The organism is Sabulicella rubraurantiaca, assembly GCF_017355885.1.
Classification (GTDB): domain Bacteria; phylum Pseudomonadota; class Alphaproteobacteria; order Acetobacterales; family Acetobacteraceae; genus Roseococcus; species Roseococcus rubraurantiacus.
Genome location: NZ_JAFEUU010000001.1, coordinates 266,728 through 284,596, shown reverse-complemented (window position 1 = coordinate 284,596; position 17,869 = coordinate 266,728). Strand labels below are relative to the sequence as shown.

At 69.1% G+C, this 17,869-nt stretch carries 16 protein-coding genes; 7 read left to right on the top strand and 9 right to left on the bottom strand.

Annotated elements, in window-relative coordinates; translation table 11 throughout:
• The gene (locus JTJ31_RS01430) at positions 1-2,946 is read left to right on the top strand and encodes a bifunctional [glutamine synthetase] adenylyltransferase/[glutamine synthetase]-adenylyl-L-tyrosine phosphorylase (RefSeq protein ID WP_207536816.1); all 2,946 of its coding nucleotides are present in this window, start codon (positions 1-3) and stop codon (positions 2,944-2,946) included.
• Here JTJ31_RS01430 and JTJ31_RS01425 read toward each other — a convergent pair.
• From JTJ31_RS01425 to JTJ31_RS01415, 4 genes are read right to left on the bottom strand one after another with little or no spacing between them, the layout of a single operon-like run.
• On the bottom strand, positions 2,924-3,742 hold the full coding sequence (locus tag JTJ31_RS01425; RefSeq protein WP_328805634.1) for an ABC transporter permease: 819 nt from the start codon (positions 3,740-3,742) through the stop codon (positions 2,924-2,926). The genes JTJ31_RS01430 and JTJ31_RS01425 overlap by 23 nt on opposite strands.
• Positions 3,739-4,659, bottom strand: a complete 921-nt coding sequence (locus JTJ31_RS24430; RefSeq protein WP_236019758.1) for an ABC transporter permease — start codon at positions 4,657-4,659, stop codon at positions 3,739-3,741. Before JTJ31_RS24430 ends, JTJ31_RS01425 begins: the two co-directional genes overlap by 4 nt.
• A complete protein-coding gene (locus tag JTJ31_RS01420; protein ID WP_207536814.1) occupies positions 4,644-6,290 on the bottom strand; it encodes a peptide ABC transporter substrate-binding protein in 1,647 nt (548 codons plus the stop codon). Before JTJ31_RS01420 ends, JTJ31_RS24430 begins: the two co-directional genes overlap by 16 nt.
• A gap of 16 nt (positions 6,291-6,306) precedes the next feature.
• Positions 6,307-7,032, bottom strand: coding sequence for an orotate phosphoribosyltransferase (locus JTJ31_RS01415; RefSeq protein ID WP_207536813.1), 726 nt, complete (start codon positions 7,030-7,032; stop codon positions 6,307-6,309).
• Positions 7,033-7,086: 54 nt separating this feature from the next.
• Between JTJ31_RS01415 and JTJ31_RS01410 the strand changes: the two genes are divergently transcribed.
• From JTJ31_RS01410 to JTJ31_RS01390, 5 genes are all read left to right on the top strand, one after another.
• Entirely contained in the window at positions 7,087-7,986 is a 900-nt protein-coding gene (locus tag JTJ31_RS01410; RefSeq protein ID WP_207536812.1) for a mitochondrial fission ELM1 family protein, read from the top strand.
• Positions 7,987-7,988: 2 nt separating this feature from the next.
• Positions 7,989-8,813 (top strand): protein-methionine-sulfoxide reductase heme-binding subunit MsrQ, encoded by an 825-nt coding sequence (locus JTJ31_RS01405; RefSeq protein ID WP_207536811.1) that lies wholly within the window; start codon positions 7,989-7,991, stop codon positions 8,811-8,813.
• 34 nt (positions 8,814-8,847) lie between these two features.
• On the top strand, positions 8,848-9,921 hold the full coding sequence (locus tag JTJ31_RS01400; protein WP_207536810.1) for a tartrate dehydrogenase: 1,074 nt from the start codon (positions 8,848-8,850) through the stop codon (positions 9,919-9,921).
• A gap of 81 nt (positions 9,922-10,002) precedes the next feature.
• The gene (locus tag JTJ31_RS01395; RefSeq protein ID WP_207536809.1) at positions 10,003-10,239 is read left to right on the top strand and encodes a hypothetical protein; all 237 of its coding nucleotides are present in this window, start codon (positions 10,003-10,005) and stop codon (positions 10,237-10,239) included.
• 66 nt (positions 10,240-10,305) lie between these two features.
• Positions 10,306-11,748 (top strand): NAD-dependent succinate-semialdehyde dehydrogenase, encoded by a 1,443-nt coding sequence (locus tag JTJ31_RS01390; RefSeq protein WP_207536808.1) that lies wholly within the window; start codon positions 10,306-10,308, stop codon positions 11,746-11,748.
• A gap of 114 nt (positions 11,749-11,862) precedes the next feature.
• On the opposite strand, the gene cuyB is transcribed toward JTJ31_RS01390, so the two are convergent.
• A complete protein-coding gene (cuyB, locus tag JTJ31_RS01385; protein ID WP_207536807.1) occupies positions 11,863-12,552 on the bottom strand; it encodes a cysteate racemase in 690 nt (229 codons plus the stop codon).
• A complete protein-coding gene (locus JTJ31_RS01380; protein ID WP_207536806.1) occupies positions 12,549-13,298 on the bottom strand; it encodes a sulfite exporter TauE/SafE family protein in 750 nt (249 codons plus the stop codon). The genes cuyB and JTJ31_RS01380 overlap by 4 nt, the downstream gene beginning before the upstream one ends.
• 70 nt (positions 13,299-13,368) lie before the next feature.
• Here JTJ31_RS01380 and JTJ31_RS01375 point away from each other — a divergent pair, with 70 nt between their 5' ends.
• A complete protein-coding gene (locus tag JTJ31_RS01375) occupies positions 13,369-14,190 on the top strand; it encodes a sulfite exporter TauE/SafE family protein (protein ID WP_207536805.1) in 822 nt (273 codons plus the stop codon).
• 93 nt (positions 14,191-14,283) lie between these two features.
• Here the strand turns inward: JTJ31_RS01375 and JTJ31_RS24425 are convergent, their stop codons facing one another.
• The 3 genes from JTJ31_RS24425 to glpX all read right to left on the bottom strand — a co-directional run bounded on the left by JTJ31_RS24425 (position 14,284) and on the right by glpX (position 17,859).
• Positions 14,284-14,595 (bottom strand): hypothetical protein, encoded by a 312-nt coding sequence (locus tag JTJ31_RS24425; RefSeq protein ID WP_236019757.1) that lies wholly within the window; start codon positions 14,593-14,595, stop codon positions 14,284-14,286.
• Between the two features lie 505 nt (positions 14,596-15,100).
• Positions 15,101-16,867: a single-stranded-DNA-specific exonuclease RecJ gene (gene recJ, locus JTJ31_RS01365; protein WP_207536804.1), complete on the bottom strand. Its 1,767-nt coding sequence runs from the start codon at positions 16,865-16,867 to the stop codon at positions 15,101-15,103.
• Positions 16,867-17,859 carry a class II fructose-bisphosphatase gene (gene glpX / locus JTJ31_RS01360; protein WP_207536803.1) on the bottom strand — a complete coding sequence of 331 codons (993 nt, stop codon included), beginning with the start codon at positions 17,857-17,859 and terminating at the stop codon, positions 16,867-16,869. The genes recJ and glpX overlap by 1 nt, the downstream gene beginning before the upstream one ends.
• Positions 17,860-17,869 lie beyond the last annotated feature (10 nt).

Here is a 17,869-nt window from a genome sequence, read left to right as displayed (position 1 = left end):
ATGCCCGAGAGCCCGATCCACGACCCCGCGGCCGCCGCAGCGCTGCGCGCCCGCCTCGCCGAGGGCGATGCGGCCCGCCAGGCCCTTGCCCAGCGTCCTGACGCGCAGGCCCTGCTGGATCGCATCGGCGGCCACAGCCCCTTCCTCTCCGACCTCGCCGTCGGGGAGGCGCCGAGCCTCATCCGCCTGCTGGATCGCGGGGCGGAGGATGCGATGGCCTGCGCGCTGGAGCCGCTGTCCAAGGCCGATCCCGCCTCGCCGCGCGAAGCGGTTGCGACGCTGCTGCGCCGCGCCAAGCGCCAGGGCGCCCTGGTCGCGGCCGCCGCCGATCTCGCGGGGATGTGGAGCCTGGACCGCGTGACCGGCGCCCTCTCCGACCTCGCGGAGAACGCGATCGAGTTCGCCTGCGCCCATTTGCTGCTGGACGCCCATCGCCGCGGTCAGATCCGCCTCCCCCGCGCCAAGGGCGAGCCGCGCGCGATCACCCGCGGCTCCGGCCTCATCGTGCTCGGCATGGGGAAGCTGGGTGGGAGGGAGCTGAACTATTCCTCCGACATTGACCTGATGCTGCTGCATGATCCCGATTCGGCAGCCTACCACGAGGAGCACGGCGCCGCCCCCTATGTGCGGCTGGCGCGCGACCTCGTGCGGCTAATGGAGGAACGCACTGGCGAGGGTTACGTCTTTCGGACCGATCTTCGCCTACGTCCAGATCCGGCTGCGACGCCGCTCTGCGTCTCTGTCCCCATGGCGCTCACCTATTACGAGAGCCTGGGCCAGAACTGGGAGCGGGCGGCGATGATCAAGGCGCGCCCCGTCGCTGGGGATCGCCCGGCCGGCGACGCCTTCCTCAAGGAGTTGCGCCCCTTCGTCTGGCGCAGGCACCTCGACTTCGCGGCGGTCGCCGACATCCATTCCATCAAGCGCCAGATCCACCGACACAAGGGGGAAAGGGGTGCGGGTGGAACCATCGCCGTGGCGGGGCATGACGTGAAGCTCGGCCGCGGCGGCATCCGCGAGATCGAATTCACCGCGCAGGTCCTGCAGCTGATCTGGGGCGGGCGCGATCCGGCGCTGCGCGATCCCACGACGCTTGGCGCGCTGGCGGCGCTGGCCGGGGCGGGCAAGATGGACCGCCGCGCCGCCGCCGATCTCGCCGACGCCTACGTCTTCCTTCGCAACACCGAGCATCGCCTGCAGATGGTGGCGGACCGGCAGACGCACAGGCTGCCCGAGGCACCTGAGGAACTCGCCCGCATCGCCCGCTTCATGGGCTATCCGGATGCCGAGACCTTCTCCGCCGTGCTGACCGAGCATCAGCTGCGGGTGCAGAGCCACTACGCCTCCATGTTCGAGGCAGCGCCCCGGCTTTCCGCCAGCGAAGGCGAAGGCGGCAGCCTCGTCTTTACGGGCGTCGAGGACGACCCGGAAACGCTGGAGACGCTGCGTGGCATGGGGTTCCGGGATCCCTCCTCCGTCGCGGCGATGGTACGCGGCTGGCACCATGGCCGTCCGCGCGCCACGCGTTCCGAACGGGCGCGCGAATTGCTGACGGAGATGATGCCCGCCCTGCTGGCCGCCTTCGCGCGGCAGAGGGAGCCGGAAGCGGCGCTGGCGCGGCTCGACTCCCTCCTCGGCCGTTTGGCGGCCGGGGTGCAGTTCCTTTCGGTGCTGCACCGCAATCCGCGCCTGCTGGTTCGCCTGGCGGGGTTGCTTGGTGCCGCGCCAACACTGGCCGATCATCTGGCCCGGCGACCGGCCGCACTGGAAGGACTGCTGGCCGGCACCCACGCTCCGCCGGGCGAGAAGCCACTCGCCACCTTGCCCGCCCTGCTGCGCGAGGCGCGCGACCTGGACGATGCGCTGGAGGCGACGCGCCGCATGGTGGTCGAGCGCATGTTCGAGGTGGATGCGGCTGCTCTGGAAGGACGGATGGACGCAGACAGCGCGGGCGAATGCCGCTCCGCCGTGTCCGACGCTGCCGTTTCTGCCTTGCTGCCGGCCGTCCAGGCAGACTTCGCCCGCCGGTTCGGCGAGGTGCCGGGCGGTGGCATGGCGGTGCTGGCGCTCGGCAAGCTGGGTGGGCGCGAGATGCTGCCCGCCTCCGACCTCGACCTGATCCTGATCTATGATTGCGACCCGGAGGCGGAGGGCAGCCAGGGCGGCCCACGCTCTCTCGCGCCGTCGGAATACTTCATCCGGCTCGCGCATCAGATCGTTGCGGCGCTAACGGCGCCGGGCGCGGAGGGGCGCGCCTTCGAGGTGGACATGCGGCTGCGCCCCTCGGGCAACAAGGGTCCGGTGGCGGTGCGCCTCGCCTCCTTCCAGCGCTACCACGCCGAGGAGGCGTGGACCTGGGAGCGCATGGCCCTCACCCGGGCACGGGTCATCGCCGGCCCCACGGCACTGTCGCGCGCGGTGCGCGACGCGGTGCGGTCTGCCTTGACCCAGCAGCGCGACGTCGAGGCCGTGCTGGCCGACGCCGCCGCAATGCGGGCGCGCCTGCTTCGCGACCTGCCGCCCGACGGTCCCTGGGACATCAAGGGAATGCAGGGCGGGCTGACGGAGGTCGAGTTCATCGCCCAGGCCATGAGCGTGGCCCACGCCCGCACCCACCCGAGGCTCCTCCGCGGCACGACGCGTGAGGTACTGCGCGCTCTCGGCCGCGAGGGACTGCTGGATGAGCGCGAGGCCGAGACGCTGATCCAGGCGGAGCGGCTGTGGCGGACCCTGCTCAGCCTGCTGCGCCTCACGGTCGGCAAGTGGCGCGAGGCAGCGCTGCCTCCCACCGCGGAGGAGGCGATGCGCGACGTCGCGGGCGCGCTGGTGGGACGGGAGATCCCGGACCTCGGCACACTGCGTCGGGTCATGGAGGATCATGCCTCCGCCGTGCAGGAGAGTTTCGCGCGCCGGATCGGCGCCTTCAGCGCCGCTTCCGCGAAATAGCGTCGGCGACGAGGTTGCAGCCCAGCACCGCCAGCAGGATGGCAAGCCCCGGCCAGAGCGCGACGAGCGGCGCCTGAAACGCGACCTCCTGCGCATTGGCAAGCATGTTGCCCCAGGAGGGCGCGGGCGGCGCGATGCCGAGGCCAAGGAAGCTGAGCGTGCTTTCGGCCAGCACGGCGCCGCCAACCGCGAGCGCCGTCGCGATGGCAATCGGCGCCGCAAGCTCCGGCAGGACGTGGCGGCGAAGGATGCGCCCCTCGCCCACTCCCATCGCCCTCGCCGCGCGCACGAAGTCTCGCGCCAGCACGGAGAGCGCCCCGGCCCGCACCAGCCGGGCCACCCCCACCCAGCCAAACAAGGCCAGTAGTCCTGCGATGCGGATCATGTCGGACAGCGCCTCGCCGCGCGGAAGGCCGATCGCCGCCGGATCCAGCGCCGCCAGGATGACGAGGAGCGGCAGCGCCGGCAGCGCCAGCATCCCGTCGGCGAGGCGCATCAGCGCCGCATCCACCCAGCCGCCCTTCCAGGCGGCGAGCAGCCCCGCCGCCGTTCCGACCACCGTCGCGGCCATCGCCGCGGCCAGCCCGACCGCAAGCGAAACCCGCGCCCCGTGCAGGAGGCGCAGCAACACGTCCCGCCCCAGCTCGTCCGTGCCGAGCGGATGCGCGGCGGAAGGCGGCGCGAAGCGATTGAACAGATCGGGAAGGAACGGGTCATGCCCGAGAGCGGCGGAGGCAATTGGTGCAGCCAGCGCCGCCAGGGCCAGCGCGCCGAGGATGAGAAGCCCCGACTTCACGCGAGGCGCGGATCCAGCCAGCGCTGGATCAGATCGGCGGCGAGCGTCGCCAGCATGGTCACCACCGCGACGACCAGCAGCGCAAGCAGGGCGAGGTTGAAGTCGCTGCCCATCACGGCGTCGAAGATCAGCTTGCCCATGCCGGGCCGGGCGAAGACCGTCTCCGTAACCAGCGCCCCAGAAACGAGCGCCCCGGCATCCAGCGCTGCGACGGCGATGACGGGCACGGCTGCGTTCGGCCAGGCATGGCGCCATAGCACGCGTGCCTCCGATGCACCCTTGGCGCGGGCGGTGCGAATATGCGGCTCGGCCAGAGCTGCGGTGAGCGCGGCGGCTGAGTGGCGCGTGTAGGCAGCGAGGTTGGCGAAGGCCAGGGTGACGACCGGCAGGAGGAGGAAACGCCAGCCGCCTTCCGCCCCACCCGCCGGCAGCCAGCCGAGCGTGACGGCAAATAGGATGATAAGGAGGAGGCCGAGCCAGAAGGTGGGCATGGCCTGGGCCGCCAGCGCCAGGGCCTGCACCGGGCCTGACCAGCGCGGCCGCAGCGCCGCCAGCGCCCCAAGTCCGACCCCTGCCCCCACAGCCAGCAGCAGAGCGAGGCCCAGCAACTCCAGCGTCGAGAGCAGCGCCGGGCCGAGCAGCGCGGAGACGGGCTGCGCGAAGAGCCGGGAATGGCCGAAATTTCCGCCGAGCACGGACTGCGCCCAGGCGAGGTAGCGGGCAAGCAAGGGCTGATCCAGGCCGTGCAGCGCCCGCATCCGCGCCGCATCCTCGGCGGAAAGCCGCGGGTCGCCGGCGATGGCGAGGTCGATCGGGTCACCCGGCATCAGCCCGATCAAGAGGAAGGCGCAGAGCGACAGGATCGCGGTGGTCACCGCGATCTGCGCGAGGCGGCGCAGGATCAGCGCGCCCGCCATTCCTCGGCCCAGAGCGTGGAGGAATTGAGGTGCCCGGTCGGACGTACCCCTTCGAGCCAGCGCGGCCAGAGATGTGCGTCCTGGCGGAACCAGAGCGGCAGGGCCGGCAGTTCGTCGGCATAGACGGCCTGGAGGCGTCGCCACATGTCGCGCCGCTTCTCGCGGTCCAGTTCCTGCGGCAGCGCTTCCAGAAGCGCGTTCATCTCTTCATTGCGGAAGCCCGTGTAGTTCTGGCCGGCCCAATTCCGCTCGGCGGAGGGAATCTCCTCCGAGTGGAGGGAGGTGCGGGGCACGCCCTCGGGCGCGGAGATCCAGGCATACATGGCGGCGCCACCGAAGCGCCGGCGGGACAGGCTCTCACCGAACAGCACGCGCGGCGGTTCGTTGCGGATGCGCGCCTCGACACCCACCGCGCGCCACTGCGCCTGGATCACCTGCTGCACGGCCTCGCGCGAGCGATTGCCCGCGGTGGTCATCAGTTCGAAGGATAGGCGCTCGCCAGAAGCATTCACGCGGATGCCATTGGGGCCGGGGCGCCAGCCGGCTTCCTCCAGCAGGGCAACAGCGCGGGCCGGGTCATGCGCGTATTGGCGGGTCGCTGCCTCATGCACCCAGTCGAGCGGGTTCACGGTGGAGTGCGCCACGGTCTGCCGCCCCTCGAAGAGCCGCGCGACGATCTGCGGCCGGTCCAACGCATGCAGCAGCGCCTGCCGCACCCGCCGGTCAGAGAGCGCGGGATGATCAAGGCGAAGGTCCACATGCTCGTAGATCAGGCCGGGCTTGTATTCGACATGGAAGCGGCTGCCAGTCCGGCGCATCAGGGCCGAGGCCTGCTCCACCGGCAGACCAAGCTCGCCGGCGACCATGTCCACCTGCCCAGCGAGAAGCTGCGCCTCCAGGCTCGCTGTGTTCTCCACGGTGCGGACCTGGATGCGGCGGAAGTGCGGGGGAGGTCCGGACCAGTGCTCGTTGCGCTCCAGCGTCACGCCGGCGCCGGGCTGGACCGCAGTGATGCGGTAGGGGCCGTTCCAGAGGCCGGGATTTGCCGGCTCCGTGTCGTAGAGCGTGCGGCTGCGATAGGCGCGCGGGTCAGCCCGCCAGCGCTCGCGCTCCAAATGCGCGGGCAGAGGCGCGAAATCGCCAAGGCTGGCGAACTCGAAGGTTACCTTGTCGAAGCGGATGGTGAAGCGCCGCGCGTCATGGGCAGTGAACTCATAGGCGGAGCGGTAGAACTCGGCGGGGCCGAAGCCGGTCGTTGACTCGCGCCCCGCCTCCCAGGCGAAGCGCAGATCCTCGGTCGTGAGGGGCGTGCCGTCGCCCCAGCGAAGGCCTTCGCGTAGCACCCAGGTGACGGCGATGCCGTCCTTGCCGTCCGGCGTACGCTCCCGCACCGCGAGGCCGTTTTCGAGCGTCGGCAACGTCTCGCAGAGGAGGCAGGTGACGCGCCACTCGGCGTCGTAGGCGGTGACAGGGCGGCGCGCGAAGCCCAGCACGTAGGACTTCGCGGCCATGCTGTCGATGTTCGGGTGAAAGGTGGAGGGGTACTGCGTGATGCCGATGGTGAGCGTGTCGCGGCCCTGCGCCATCGCCGGCAAGACGAGGAACAGAAAGGCGATGAGCCAGCGCTTCATGTCCCCTCCTCGCCCGTCAGGGGCCCTTGCCCTTGTGGGCCAGCGCCTCGTCCAGGCTGCCGACGCCGCCATGGGCACGGCTCCATCCCACCGGATCCTCCAGGAAGCGGCGTACCCCCGCCAGCGAGGCCTCGGGGAAGTAGTCGCGCTCGCGGCACACCTCCAGCACGTCCCACCAGGAGGCGAGGTGGTGCAGCGACAGGTTCATGGCCTTCATCTGCTCGAAGGATCCGGGGAAGACGCCGTAATAGAACACGACGAAGGTGTGGGCGCATTTCGCCCCCGCCTCGCGCAGCGCCTGGGCGAAGCGGATCTTCGAGGCGCCATCCGTCGTCAGATCCTCGACCAGCAGGGTTTCCTTGCCGACCGGGACGTCACCTTCAATCAGAGCGTTGCGCCCGAAGCCCTTGGGCTTCTTGCGAACATAGGCCATGGGCACGTTCATGCGGTCGCTGATCCAGGCCGCGAAGGGGATGCCCGCCGTCTCGCCACCCGCGATGCTCTCGATTGTCTCGAAGCCGACGGCACGGTTGATCTTCTCCACGCCGAGGTCGCAGATGCGCGCCCGAGCCCGTGGGTAGGAGATGATCTTGCGGCAGTCGATATAGACGGGGCTCTTCCAGCCGCTGGTCAGGGTATAGGGGTCCTCCGGCCGGAAGTTGACGGCCTTGATCTCCAGGAGGATGCGCGCGGTGGTCAGGGCGGCGTCGCGGTCGAAGCCGGAATCGTGGTGGATGGTCATGCTGGAACCCCGGGAAAGCCATTCTCCCGATAGCCGTGCACAGGTGGCGCGACAATGACCGAACCCGTCTGGGTGTTGGAAGATCCGCGCGCGGGCACCGGCGCGCAGGCCCTGGGCATCGCCGAGCGGCTGGGCGTGCCGTTCCGGCGCGTGAAGCTGGTCTGGTCGCGCTGGGCGTCGCTTCCGCTGCCTTTTCCGACACTTCTAGGCGTTTCCGAAACTGCCGCCTTCGCTCCGCCCTGGCCCCGAATCGCCATTTCCGCCGGACGCCGTGCCGTGCCCGTCTCGCGCTGGCTGCGGCGGCGCGGGGTGCGGACGATTCATTGCATGTGGCCGCGGCTGGGCGCGGACGATTTTGACCTGCTGGTGGTCGGCTCGCATGACGGCGCAAAAAAGGCCGGTAACCAACTGCAAATACTTGGTTCCACCCACCGCGTCACACCCGAGACCTTGGCGGCCGCGCCGCGTCTTCCCCATTGCGACGTGGCGCTGCTGCTCGGCGGTCCTGTGCGTGGCGAGGGGATGGACCCTGCCCTCGCCGCTCGTTTCGCACGCGGAGCGGCTGGGCTTGGCGGCTTCCTCTTCGTCACCACTTCCCGCCGCACGGGCGAGGAAGCGGCAAGCGCGGTGGAGGAGGCCCTTCGCGGCACGCCGCACCACCTGCATCGCTTCGGCGCGGATGGGCCGAATCCATACCTTTCCCTCCTGGCCCAGGCAGGGCGGTTGGTCGTGACGGGAGACTCAATTTCTATGCTGTCGGAATCCCTGCTCTCCCCCGCGCCGCTCTTCGTGGCTGAGCCACCTGGGCTTGGGCCGCGCCACCGCCGCCTGCTCGCCGAACTTTACGCACGGCGCCTCGCCGCTCCACTTGGCGCCGAGCCTCCGCCGCCCCGCCCACCGCTGGATGAAACAGGGCGCGTCGCGCACGCGATCCTGATGCGGAACTGGCTGTGACCATGGCGCCCTGGCGCGACCGGGCGGGGCGCGTCTCGCCATTGCGGATCGCGACGCTTCTGGCTCTGGTGCTGCCGGCCGGATGGATCCTGTACCTTGCCCTCTCGCACGGGCTTGGGCCGGAGCCGCTGAACCAGGCCATGCATGAGACGGGGCGCTGGGCGTTGCGCTTCCTCGTCATCACCCTCGCCGTCACGCCGTTGGGGCGGGCGCTCTCCTGGCCGCGGCTGTTCACGATCAGGCGGATGCTGGGGCTGGGGACGCTGGCTTGGGCGGTGCTGCACCTTTCACTGTACGTGGCCGACCAGAACTGGGTGATCTGGCGCGCAGCTTTGGAAATCGCATCGCGCTTCTACCTCGCCCTGGGCTTCACGGCGCTGCTGGGTCTCACGGTGCTCGGCTGGACGAGCACGGATGGCTGGATGAAGCGGCTCGGGCGGCGCTGGAAGAAGCTGCACAAGCTGGTCTTTCCCATCGCCACCATCGCCCTGCTGCATGCCTTCATCCAGAGCAAGGCGGACACTTCCCAGCCGGTGCTGATGGCGGGGCTGTTCCTGTGGCTCGTGGCGTGGCGTTTCCTGCCGGCGCGGTGGCAGGCGCATCCAGCGGCGCTTCTCTGCCTCGTGTTGCTTGCGGTCGGGGGTGCGGCGGGGCTGGAATATGCTTGGTACGCGCTGACCACCAATCTCCCCGCCGCGCGCATCGCCGCCGCCAATCTCGACCTGTCATTCGGGCCGCGCCCGGCGGTGCAAGCGGGACTCGTTGCGCTGGCCATACCCCTTCTGGTCCTGCTGCGCCGTCTTGCCGGGGGACCCCGCGCGGCGTAACCCGACCGGGTTCAGCAAGAGGGGAAAGCGTCCCATGGCCGGCCGCAAGCACCGCATCGCCGTCATTCCCGGGGATGGCATCGGCAAGGAAACCACGCCCGAGGGGCTGCGCGTCCTCGACGCGGCCGCCCGCCGCTTCGGCTTCGAGCTGGAGCTGAAGCACTATGATTGGTCCTGCGAGACCTACGCCCAGACCGGCAAGATGATGCCCGACGACGGGCTGGACCAGCTTCGCGACAGCGACAGCGTCTTCCTGGGCGCGGTGGGCTGGCCTGGCGTGCCGGACCATGTCTCGCTCTGGGGCCTCCTGATCCCGATCCGGCGCGGCTTCGACCAGTATGTCTCGTTGCGCCCCTGCAAGCTGCTGCCTGGCGTGAAGACGCCGCTCGCCGACCGCGCGCCGCACGAGATCGACTTCTATGTCGTGCGCGAGAACACCGAGGGCGAATACTCCTCCGTCGGCGGCCGGATGTTCCCGGGCACCGACCGAGAATTCGTCTCGCAGCAATCCATCCTGACCCGGACGGGCACCGATCGGATCATCAAGTATGCGTTCGAGCTGGCGATGACCCGCCCGCGAAAGAAGGTGACCAGCGCCACCAAGTCCAATGGCATCACCTTCACCATGCCCTACTGGGACGAGCGCTTCGCCGAGATGGCGAAGAACTACCCCGAGGTGACGACGGACCAGTTCCACATCGACATCCTCTGCGCGCATTTCGTGCAGCACCCGGACTGGTTCGACGTGGTGGTCGGCTCCAACCTGTTCGGCGACATCCTGTCCGACTTGGGGCCCGCGGTGGCGGGCTCCATCGGCGTCGCGGCCAGCGCCAACATCAATCCCGAGAAGGACCACCCCTCGATGTTCGAGCCGGTGCACGGCTCGGCGCCGGACATTGCCGGCAAGTGGGTGGCGAACCCGATCGGCCAGATCTGGTCCGGCGCCATGATGCTGGACCACCTGGGTGAGCGGGAAGCGGCCAAGGCCGTCACCGATTCCATCGAGGCGCTGCTGCGCGACGGCGGCCCGCGCACCCGCGACCTGGGCGGCCAGGCCGGCACGGTGGATGTGGGCAAGGCGATCGCGGAAGCTGTTTCGCGCGCCTGACCCCGGCGTCACTTGAACGCTTGTTCAAGCGTCGCTATCCTCCCTCCAAGTTGCGAGTGATTCGCAACTTGGAGGGTTACCATGGGTCGCGACTACAGCCACATCGCCCGACGCTGCGAGCGGGCCGTCGTCACTGCCTATCGCGAGCTTCGCGACCTCGGCCAGCCGGATATGGTCGCCTTCCAGGCCTGCACGACGCTGTATCGCGTTCATCACCCGGAATCCTCTGTGACGGAGGCGCGGCGCCTCGTCGCCGAATGGGTGGACCATCACATCGTCCGCGGCTCCTCCGAGCCTGCGCCGGGTTGCGAATGCTGATGTGACCCCCGGCTTCGCGCCGGGCCGCATCGCCTCTATCCTCCGGGAGAATACGGAGGATCGCTGATGTCCCAGTACCCCCAACTCAAGATGCTGATCGCCGGCGAGTGGCTCGGCGCTGAGGGCCGCAACAGCGAGCCCGTGCTGAACCCCGCGACGGGCCAGAGCCTGGGCACCCTGCCCCACGCTTCCACCGCCGACCTCGACCGCGCCCTGGAAGCGGCGCAGAAGGCGCTGCCGGTCTGGGCCAACACCCCGGCCTATGAGCGCGCCCGCATCCTCCGCAAGACCGCCGATGCGATGCGCGAGCGCGCGGACGCCATCGCCGAGATGCTCACCCTCGAGGAGGGCAAGCCCCACCCTGAGGCGAAGATCGAGGTCCTCGCCGCGGCCGACGTGTTCGAATTCATGGCCGAGGAAGGCAAGCGCGCCTATGGTCGCATCATTCCGGCCCGCGCGGGCGGGACGCGCCACATCGTGCTGAAGCAGCCGGTGGGCGTCACCGCCGCCTTCGCGCCCTGGAACTTCCCCGCCATTACCCCGGCCCGGAAGATGGCGGCCAGCCTCGCCGCCGGCTGCCCCTGCATCATCAAGCCATCCGAGGAGACGCCGGCGACGGCGATCGAGATGGCGCGCCTCATCACTGAGGCGGGCGCGCCGGCCGGCGTGATCCAGGTCGTGTTCGGCGTCCCGGGCGAAGTCAGCACGCACATTATGGCGAGCGACATCATCCGCAAGGTGTCCTTCACCGGCTCCACCGCCGTAGGCAAGCAGCTGATGAAGCTGGCCGCCGAGAAGGCCCAGCGCACCACGATGGAGCTCGGCGGCCATGCCCCCGTGCTGGTCTTCGACGACGTGGATGCCGAGAAGGCGGCAGTCATGGCCGTGGCCGGCAAGTTCCGCAATGCCGGACAGGTCTGCGTGTCGCCGACCCGTTTCATGGTGCACGAGAAGTCCCACGCGAAGTTCGTCGAGACCTTCGCCAAGGCCGCCGAGGCGCTGAAGATCGGCAACGGGATGGAGTCCGGCATCCAGATGGGCCCCCTCGCCAATCCGCGCCGGGTGGATGCCATGACGGCCTTCATCGCCGATGCGACCTCGAAGGGCGCCAAGCTGCACACGGGCGGCGAGCGCATGGGCAATGAGGGCTTCTTCTTCCGCCCGACCGTGCTGTCCGACGTGCCGATGAATGCGCGGATGATGACCGAGGAGCCCTTCGGCCCCGTCGCCCTCATCAACCGCTTCTCCTCGGAGGAGGAGGCCTTCTCTGAGGCGAACCGCCTTCCCTTTGGCCTCGCCGCCTATGCCTTTACCCGTGACAGCGACCGCGCGATCCGCCTGCAGGAGCGGGTGGAAAGCGGCCTGCTGGGCATCAACACCTTCGGCATCTCCGTCGCCGAGACGCCGTTCGGCGGGGTGAAGGAGTCGGGCCATGGCAGCGAGGGCGGGCCGGAAGGGCTCGAAGCCTATCTGACGACGAAGTTCGTCGCCCACGGTCCGGGTCTCTGACCCGCTTAGGGGCGGGCTCGGCCCGCCCCAGTCTGGCAAGCTTGATCTGACCCGGAGAGACCCACTTCGCGTGGCGCCGCGTCTCCCCGGAGTTTCAAGACACCTGACCGCGCGTCAGGCCGCCGTGAAGCCCATGTGACGGATCGCCGCCCGCGCCAGGGCGGCGACCGTGTCCACCACCGGGAACTCCATCGCCTCGCCTGCTGCGATGCCGAGGGGGATTTCCGTACAGCCCAACACCACCGCGCGGGCGCCTCGGTTGCGCAGGATCCTCGCGGCCTCGGCCAGTGGGGCGTAGGCATCGTGCACCCGGTTCGCCTTCACCAGAGCGATGCCGGGGCTGACATGGCTCTCCATCAGCGCCGGCTCTGGAACGAGGCATTCCCGCCCGATGCGCCCTTGGTACAGCCCCATGGCCAGCGTGCCGGCCGTGCCCATCAGCCCGATCGGGCCGTCCTCCACCCCCAGCCGGTCCAATTCCTCACGGGCGGCATCCACGATGTGCAGGATGGGCAGCTTCGTCGCCGCCTGCATGGCGTCGAACCAGCCATGGGCGGTGTTGCAGGGGATGGCGACGGCGTTGCACCCGGCGGCCTCGATCCCCCTGATGCCCTGCAGCAGCATCGGCAGCGGGTCCTCGCCCTTCCCCAGCCGTGCCGCCGTCCGGTCGGGGACGCGCGGATCGCTCCACAGCAGGGCGGGAACGTGGTCCTGGTCGCGCTCCGCCTGTGTCAGCAGCGTCAATTGCCGCATGAAATCCGCCGAGGCCAAGGGCCCCATGCCGCCAAGGACGCCGAGCATCATCGAAAACCGCCTTCCCAGATCAGGTGCAGGGATGTGAGGAAAAGAAGGACATGGACCACCCGATAGAAGATGCGGTCCGACATACGCTGCGCCAGCACGACGCCGATCTTGATCCCGATCGGCGCCAGGGGCAGCAGGACAAGGCTGGTCAACAGGTTCTGCACGGACAGCACGCCCAGGAAGCCGTACGGAACCAGTTTCGCGTAGTTCACGAAGGCGAAAAAGACCGCCGTCGTCGCCGCCAGGGTCTGGCGAGGGAGGCGCAGCGGGAAAAGATAGATCGCCAGCGGGGGCCCTCCGGCATGGGCGATGAAGGAGGTGACGCCGGACGCCGCGGAGCTGAAGAAGGCCCTCACGCGCGACCGCATTCGGGCCGGCGCCTCGCCGGAAGCGAACAGGCTGCGGGCCAGGAAGGCCAGCGTCATCACGCCGATCACCAGCTTCACCGCCCGGTCCGACAGCATCCCGAAGACCAGCGTGCCCAGCGCCATGCCGACCACCACGCCAGGCAGGAGCGAAAGCAGCAATTCCCGGTCCCATCGCCCCCACCACGCCCGCACGGCAGAGATGTCCATCGCGCAGAGGACGGGAAGCGCGATCCCGGCCGCATCGGGAGCGGGAATGGCGACGGACATCAGCGGCACGCCCGTATTGCCGGCGCCGGAGGCAAAGCCACCCTTGCTGATCCCGGTGAGCAGAAAGGCCGGGACAGCCAGCGTATAGAAAAAGGGGTCGGTAATCAGCACGTGCGCCCATCGTGACAGGTTGGGGCCGCGAAGCTATGGCGGAACCGTTTGATGAGGAAGGCGAAGCCCGATGGTGGATTGGCAGTGGCTGGCGGGGCTCGCCGCGGCGATGGTGTTCACGGGCTGCGTGTCCGGCGTGCTGGCAGGGCTGCTGGGCGTAGGCGGCGGCATCGTGATCGTGCCCGTGCTGTTCTACGTCCTCCCCCTCTTCGACGTGCCGGAAGCGACGCAGATGAAGGTCGCCGTTGCTACCTCGCTCGCCACCATCATCCCGACTTCCATCGTCTCGGCTCGTAAGCATTACCAGAGGGGTGCGATGGATATCGGGCTCCTGCGGAGCTTGGCCCCCTCGATCTTCGTGGGGGTGCTGATCGGTACGGCGCTGGCGGTTGCGATGCGTGGCCCAGGGCTGACGCTGGTCTTCGCCGTCACGGCGCTGGCTGTTGCGGTCAACATGGGCGTCACCAGTGTGGATTTCCGGCTGCGGGACAGCCTGCCTAGCGGGGCCTCACGCCATTTCATCGGCGGCGGCATCGGCGCGGTCAGTGCCATGATGGGGATCGGCGGCGGCACGGTGGGTGTGCCGGTGCTGAACATGGCGGGCGTCCCGATCCGCCAGGCCGTCGCCACCACCTCCGCATTCGGGCTGATCATTTCGATCCCCGCGACGATCGGCTTCATTGTGGCTGGCATCGGCGCCGAGGGCCGCCCACCCTACTCCCTGGGCTGGGTGAACCTGATTGGCTTTGCCTTGATCGTGCCCTCCTCGATCGTGGCGACGCCGTGGGGGGTCCGGCTTGCGCATACCATACCGCCCCTGCTGCTGAAGCGCGCCTTCGCGCTCTTCCTCGCCATCACCAGCCTGCGGATGCTGTACACCCTAATCAAATAGGATCGTTCGCCGGCAGCTCCATGAAGTTGGAGGCCAACGAGGCTCGAGAGATCAGGTTCCGCAGCGCCCGGTGCGTGAGCGGGTCTGCCCCGATCAACGGTCCATCGGGCAGAAAAATTCGTGCGGCTGCGCGGTCTGGGTCTGCGCGAAGCCCAGATAGTCCTTCGGCTTCAGCGCGAAGAGCACGCGCGCGTCGCGCACCGGCAGGATCAACGGCTCCTTCGGCTCGCGCTTCAGCATCCGGATCATGCGCCAGCGCGGCACAGCATGGCCCGGCTGGACGGGGGCCAGCAGCCAATCCACGGGGCAGACGGCCAGTAGCGAGGTGACGGAGGGCGCGAAGCGCGAACGCTTGTCCATCAGGTTCTGCACCGTCCCGCACGCCTCGATGCAAAGGATGTCCACGTAAGGCTCCTCCGCGCTCGGCGAAAAATGCAGATAGAGCCCATCCGGAAGTGTCCGAAGCCGGTTTGCGCCCGGAACCTTCAGGTAGGGCTGCGTCGCGGGCCGTCCATTCTCGGGACGGGCGCGGAGCCATGTGCCGGGCTGCTTGGCGGACGCAACAAGACCGGGGGGAACGCTGGGGCCAAGCCGCAAGGCTGCGGCGCACCTCGTTGTCGAGCCGCCGCTTGTCATTCACGTACGAAATATGAAGGACCATTCAATACCCCTGACATATGGCTGCGCCGACCTTCAGATTGCTTTCCTACAGCGTCGGCTTTACAACCTAAGAGAGTATTGCCGCCTTATCTACAACCAAACAAGTCCAAGCGCGCATATTTTCCTTTTTAGACAGATATCTTTCCCATTTCAATTGTGCCGTGGCGAGCGATTACTTGCATGAGCAAGAATCAAATGCCCGGCGCGACAAGGTCGGCCGGGCTCAAGATTTCCATACTGGAAGAGGTGTTCAGGCTTCGCGCGCGGCGTCCAGGACGTGCAGGCAGGCCGTTTCCTGATCGTTCCAGCGGTCCACCCGAAGGAATCCGGCTACGGCAAGCGACCCAGTGCCTTGAGCCAGGAGAGCTTCGGCAAGTGGCCCTTCCTTTGCGCGGAAGCAGACCGCCTTCAGACGCCCCCCATCCTCGCCTTCCAGGAAAGCACGGATGGTCGTCCCCTCGCGCCCGACCCGGCTGGATCGGACGACGCGCGCGCGGGTGATGGCGAAGGCCGGCTCCTCGTTGGCCGGGCCGAAGGGGGAGAGCCGCTCAACCTGCCCGGCGAGTTCCGGCGTCGCCCCGCGAAGGTGCAGGGCCCCCTCCAGCGCCAACTCCGCCACGCCGGGAAGGTCGCGCGCCGCTGCTAGCCGCTCGTCTAAATGCGCATGCAGCCGTGGCAGGGAGTCGGCCGACAGGGTGAAGCCTGCCGCCATGGCATGCCCGCCGCCTGCGGAGAGCAGCCCCATCTGCCGCGCTGCGATGACCGCCGAGCCCAGGTCGAGCCCCGGCACGGAGCGGCCCGACCCCTTGGCGGTCCCGCCATCCACTCCTGCCACGCAGGCCGGGCGGTTGAAGCGCTCGCGCAGGCGCCCGGCCACGATCCCTACAACACCGGGATGCCAGCCTTCGTCGGACACCAACAGCACCGCATGTCCGGCATCGAGCTGCCGCTGCCCAGCCTCCATGGCCGCGGAAAGCACCCCCGCCTCGACCTCCTGGCGGCGGCGATTCACGGCATCCAGCCGTTCCGCCATGGCCCGTGCCTCTACCGCGTCGCCCTCCAGCAGCAGGCGAAGGCCGAGATCAGGGATCGAGATCCGGCCCCCTGCATTGATGCGCGGCCCCAGCGCATAGCCAAGCGTGTGGGCGGTGGGGGCATCGCGCCCCGCAGCGATGTCGAGCAGCGCATTCAGCCCGGCCCGGCCGCGCCCGGCCAGCACCCGCAGCCCCTGCTGCACGAAGGCGCGGTTCACGCCGGAAAGCGGCACCACGTCGCAGATCGTCGCCAGCGCCACGAGGTCGAGCAGGCGCTTCAGATCCGGTTCCGGCCGCGCGGCGAAGAAGCCCCGCCGCCGCAATTCGCGCTGCAGCGCGACGGCCGCCAGGAATGCGACGCCGGCCGCACAAAGCTGTCGGAGCCCCGATGTGCAGTCGAGCCGGTTCGGGTTCACGGCGGCGCGGATGCGCGGGGCCGGGCCTTCGGTCTTGTGGTGGTCCAGCACCACGACATCCGCCCTGCCCTCCGCGACGGATAGCGCGTCCTGGGCCGCGATGCCGCAATCCACGCAGACGATCAACGTCGCGCCGCCCAGCATCAGGCGCTCCAGCGCGGGCGCGTTCGGCCCGTAGCCCTCCGTGATGCGATCGGGCACGTGGTGGGTCACCGAGCAGCCCAGGCCGCGCAGTACCTCGACCATCAATGCTCCGGAACAGGCCCCGTCCACGTCGTAATCCGCAAAGACGGCGACATGCTCCTCGCGCTGCACCGCATCTGCGAGGCGCGCAGCGGCCGCATCCATGTCGAGCATGGTCGAGGGGTCGGGCAGCAGGGCGCGCAGGGTCGGTGCCAGGAAGTCGGCCGCCGCATCCACCCCGATCCCGCGCGTGGCCAGGAGGCGCCCGACGAGTTCCGGCAGGGACAGACGCTGGGCGAGCATCGCGCCCAGCCGCTCATCCCCGCCGCGCCAGACCCAGCGGCGACCGGTGAGGCTGCGCTCGATGCCGAGCGCGGTCTGCATCAGACCTTGGGCATCATAGTAAAGTTGTGATGTCCTTCGACGTAGCGCACCGTGCCGGTCTTGGAGCGCATGACGATGGAATGGGTGATGGCGCCGCCCTGGATCATGCGGACGCCGCGCAACATGGGGCCGGAGGTCACGCCGGTAGCGGCGAACATCACCTCGCCGCGCGCCATCTCCTCCAGCTCATATTTCCGCTTCGGGTCGGCGATGCCCATGTCGCGCGCGCGGGCCACCTGCTCGTCATTCTCGAAGATCAGGCGCCCCTGCATCTGCCCGCCAATGCAACGCAGCGCGGCTGCGGCCAGCACGCCCTCCGGCGCGCCGCCCCAGCCCATATAGATGTCCACCCCCGTCTCGGGCTGCGACACCGCGACGACGCCGAACACGTCGCCGTCGGGGATCAGCATCATGCGCGCCCCGGCCTCGCGGCAGGCTCGGATGATGTCCTTGTGGCGGTCGCGATCCAGGGTGCAGACGGTCAGGGCGCTGACGGGAACGCCGCGCGCCTCGGCCAGGCGGCGAAGGTTCTCGCCGGGCGAGAGGTCCAGGTCCACGACGCCCGGCGGCAGGCCCGGCCCGACCGCGATCTTGTCCATATAAATGTCGGGGGCGTGGAGGAAGCAGCCCTTGCTCGCCAGCGCTACGACGGCCATGGCGTTCGGCCCGGCCTTGGCAGTGAGCGATGTTCCTTCCAGCGGGTCCACCGCGATGTCCGCCTGCACGCCGCCACCCGTCTTGGCGTAGAGCCCAACCTTCTCGCCGATGAACAGCATCGGCGCCTCGTCCATCTCACCCTCGCCGATTACGACGGTGCCTTCGATCCCGACCGTGTCGAAGGCGCGGCGCATCGCCTCCACCGCCGCGCCATCGGCGGCGTTCTTGTCGCCCTTGCCCACCCAGCGAGACGCGGCCAGCGCCGCCGCCTCGGTCACACGCACGAGTTCAAGCGCGAGGTTGCGGTCCACCACCTGGCCGGGTTCGATTGGCATCGTCGTCTGT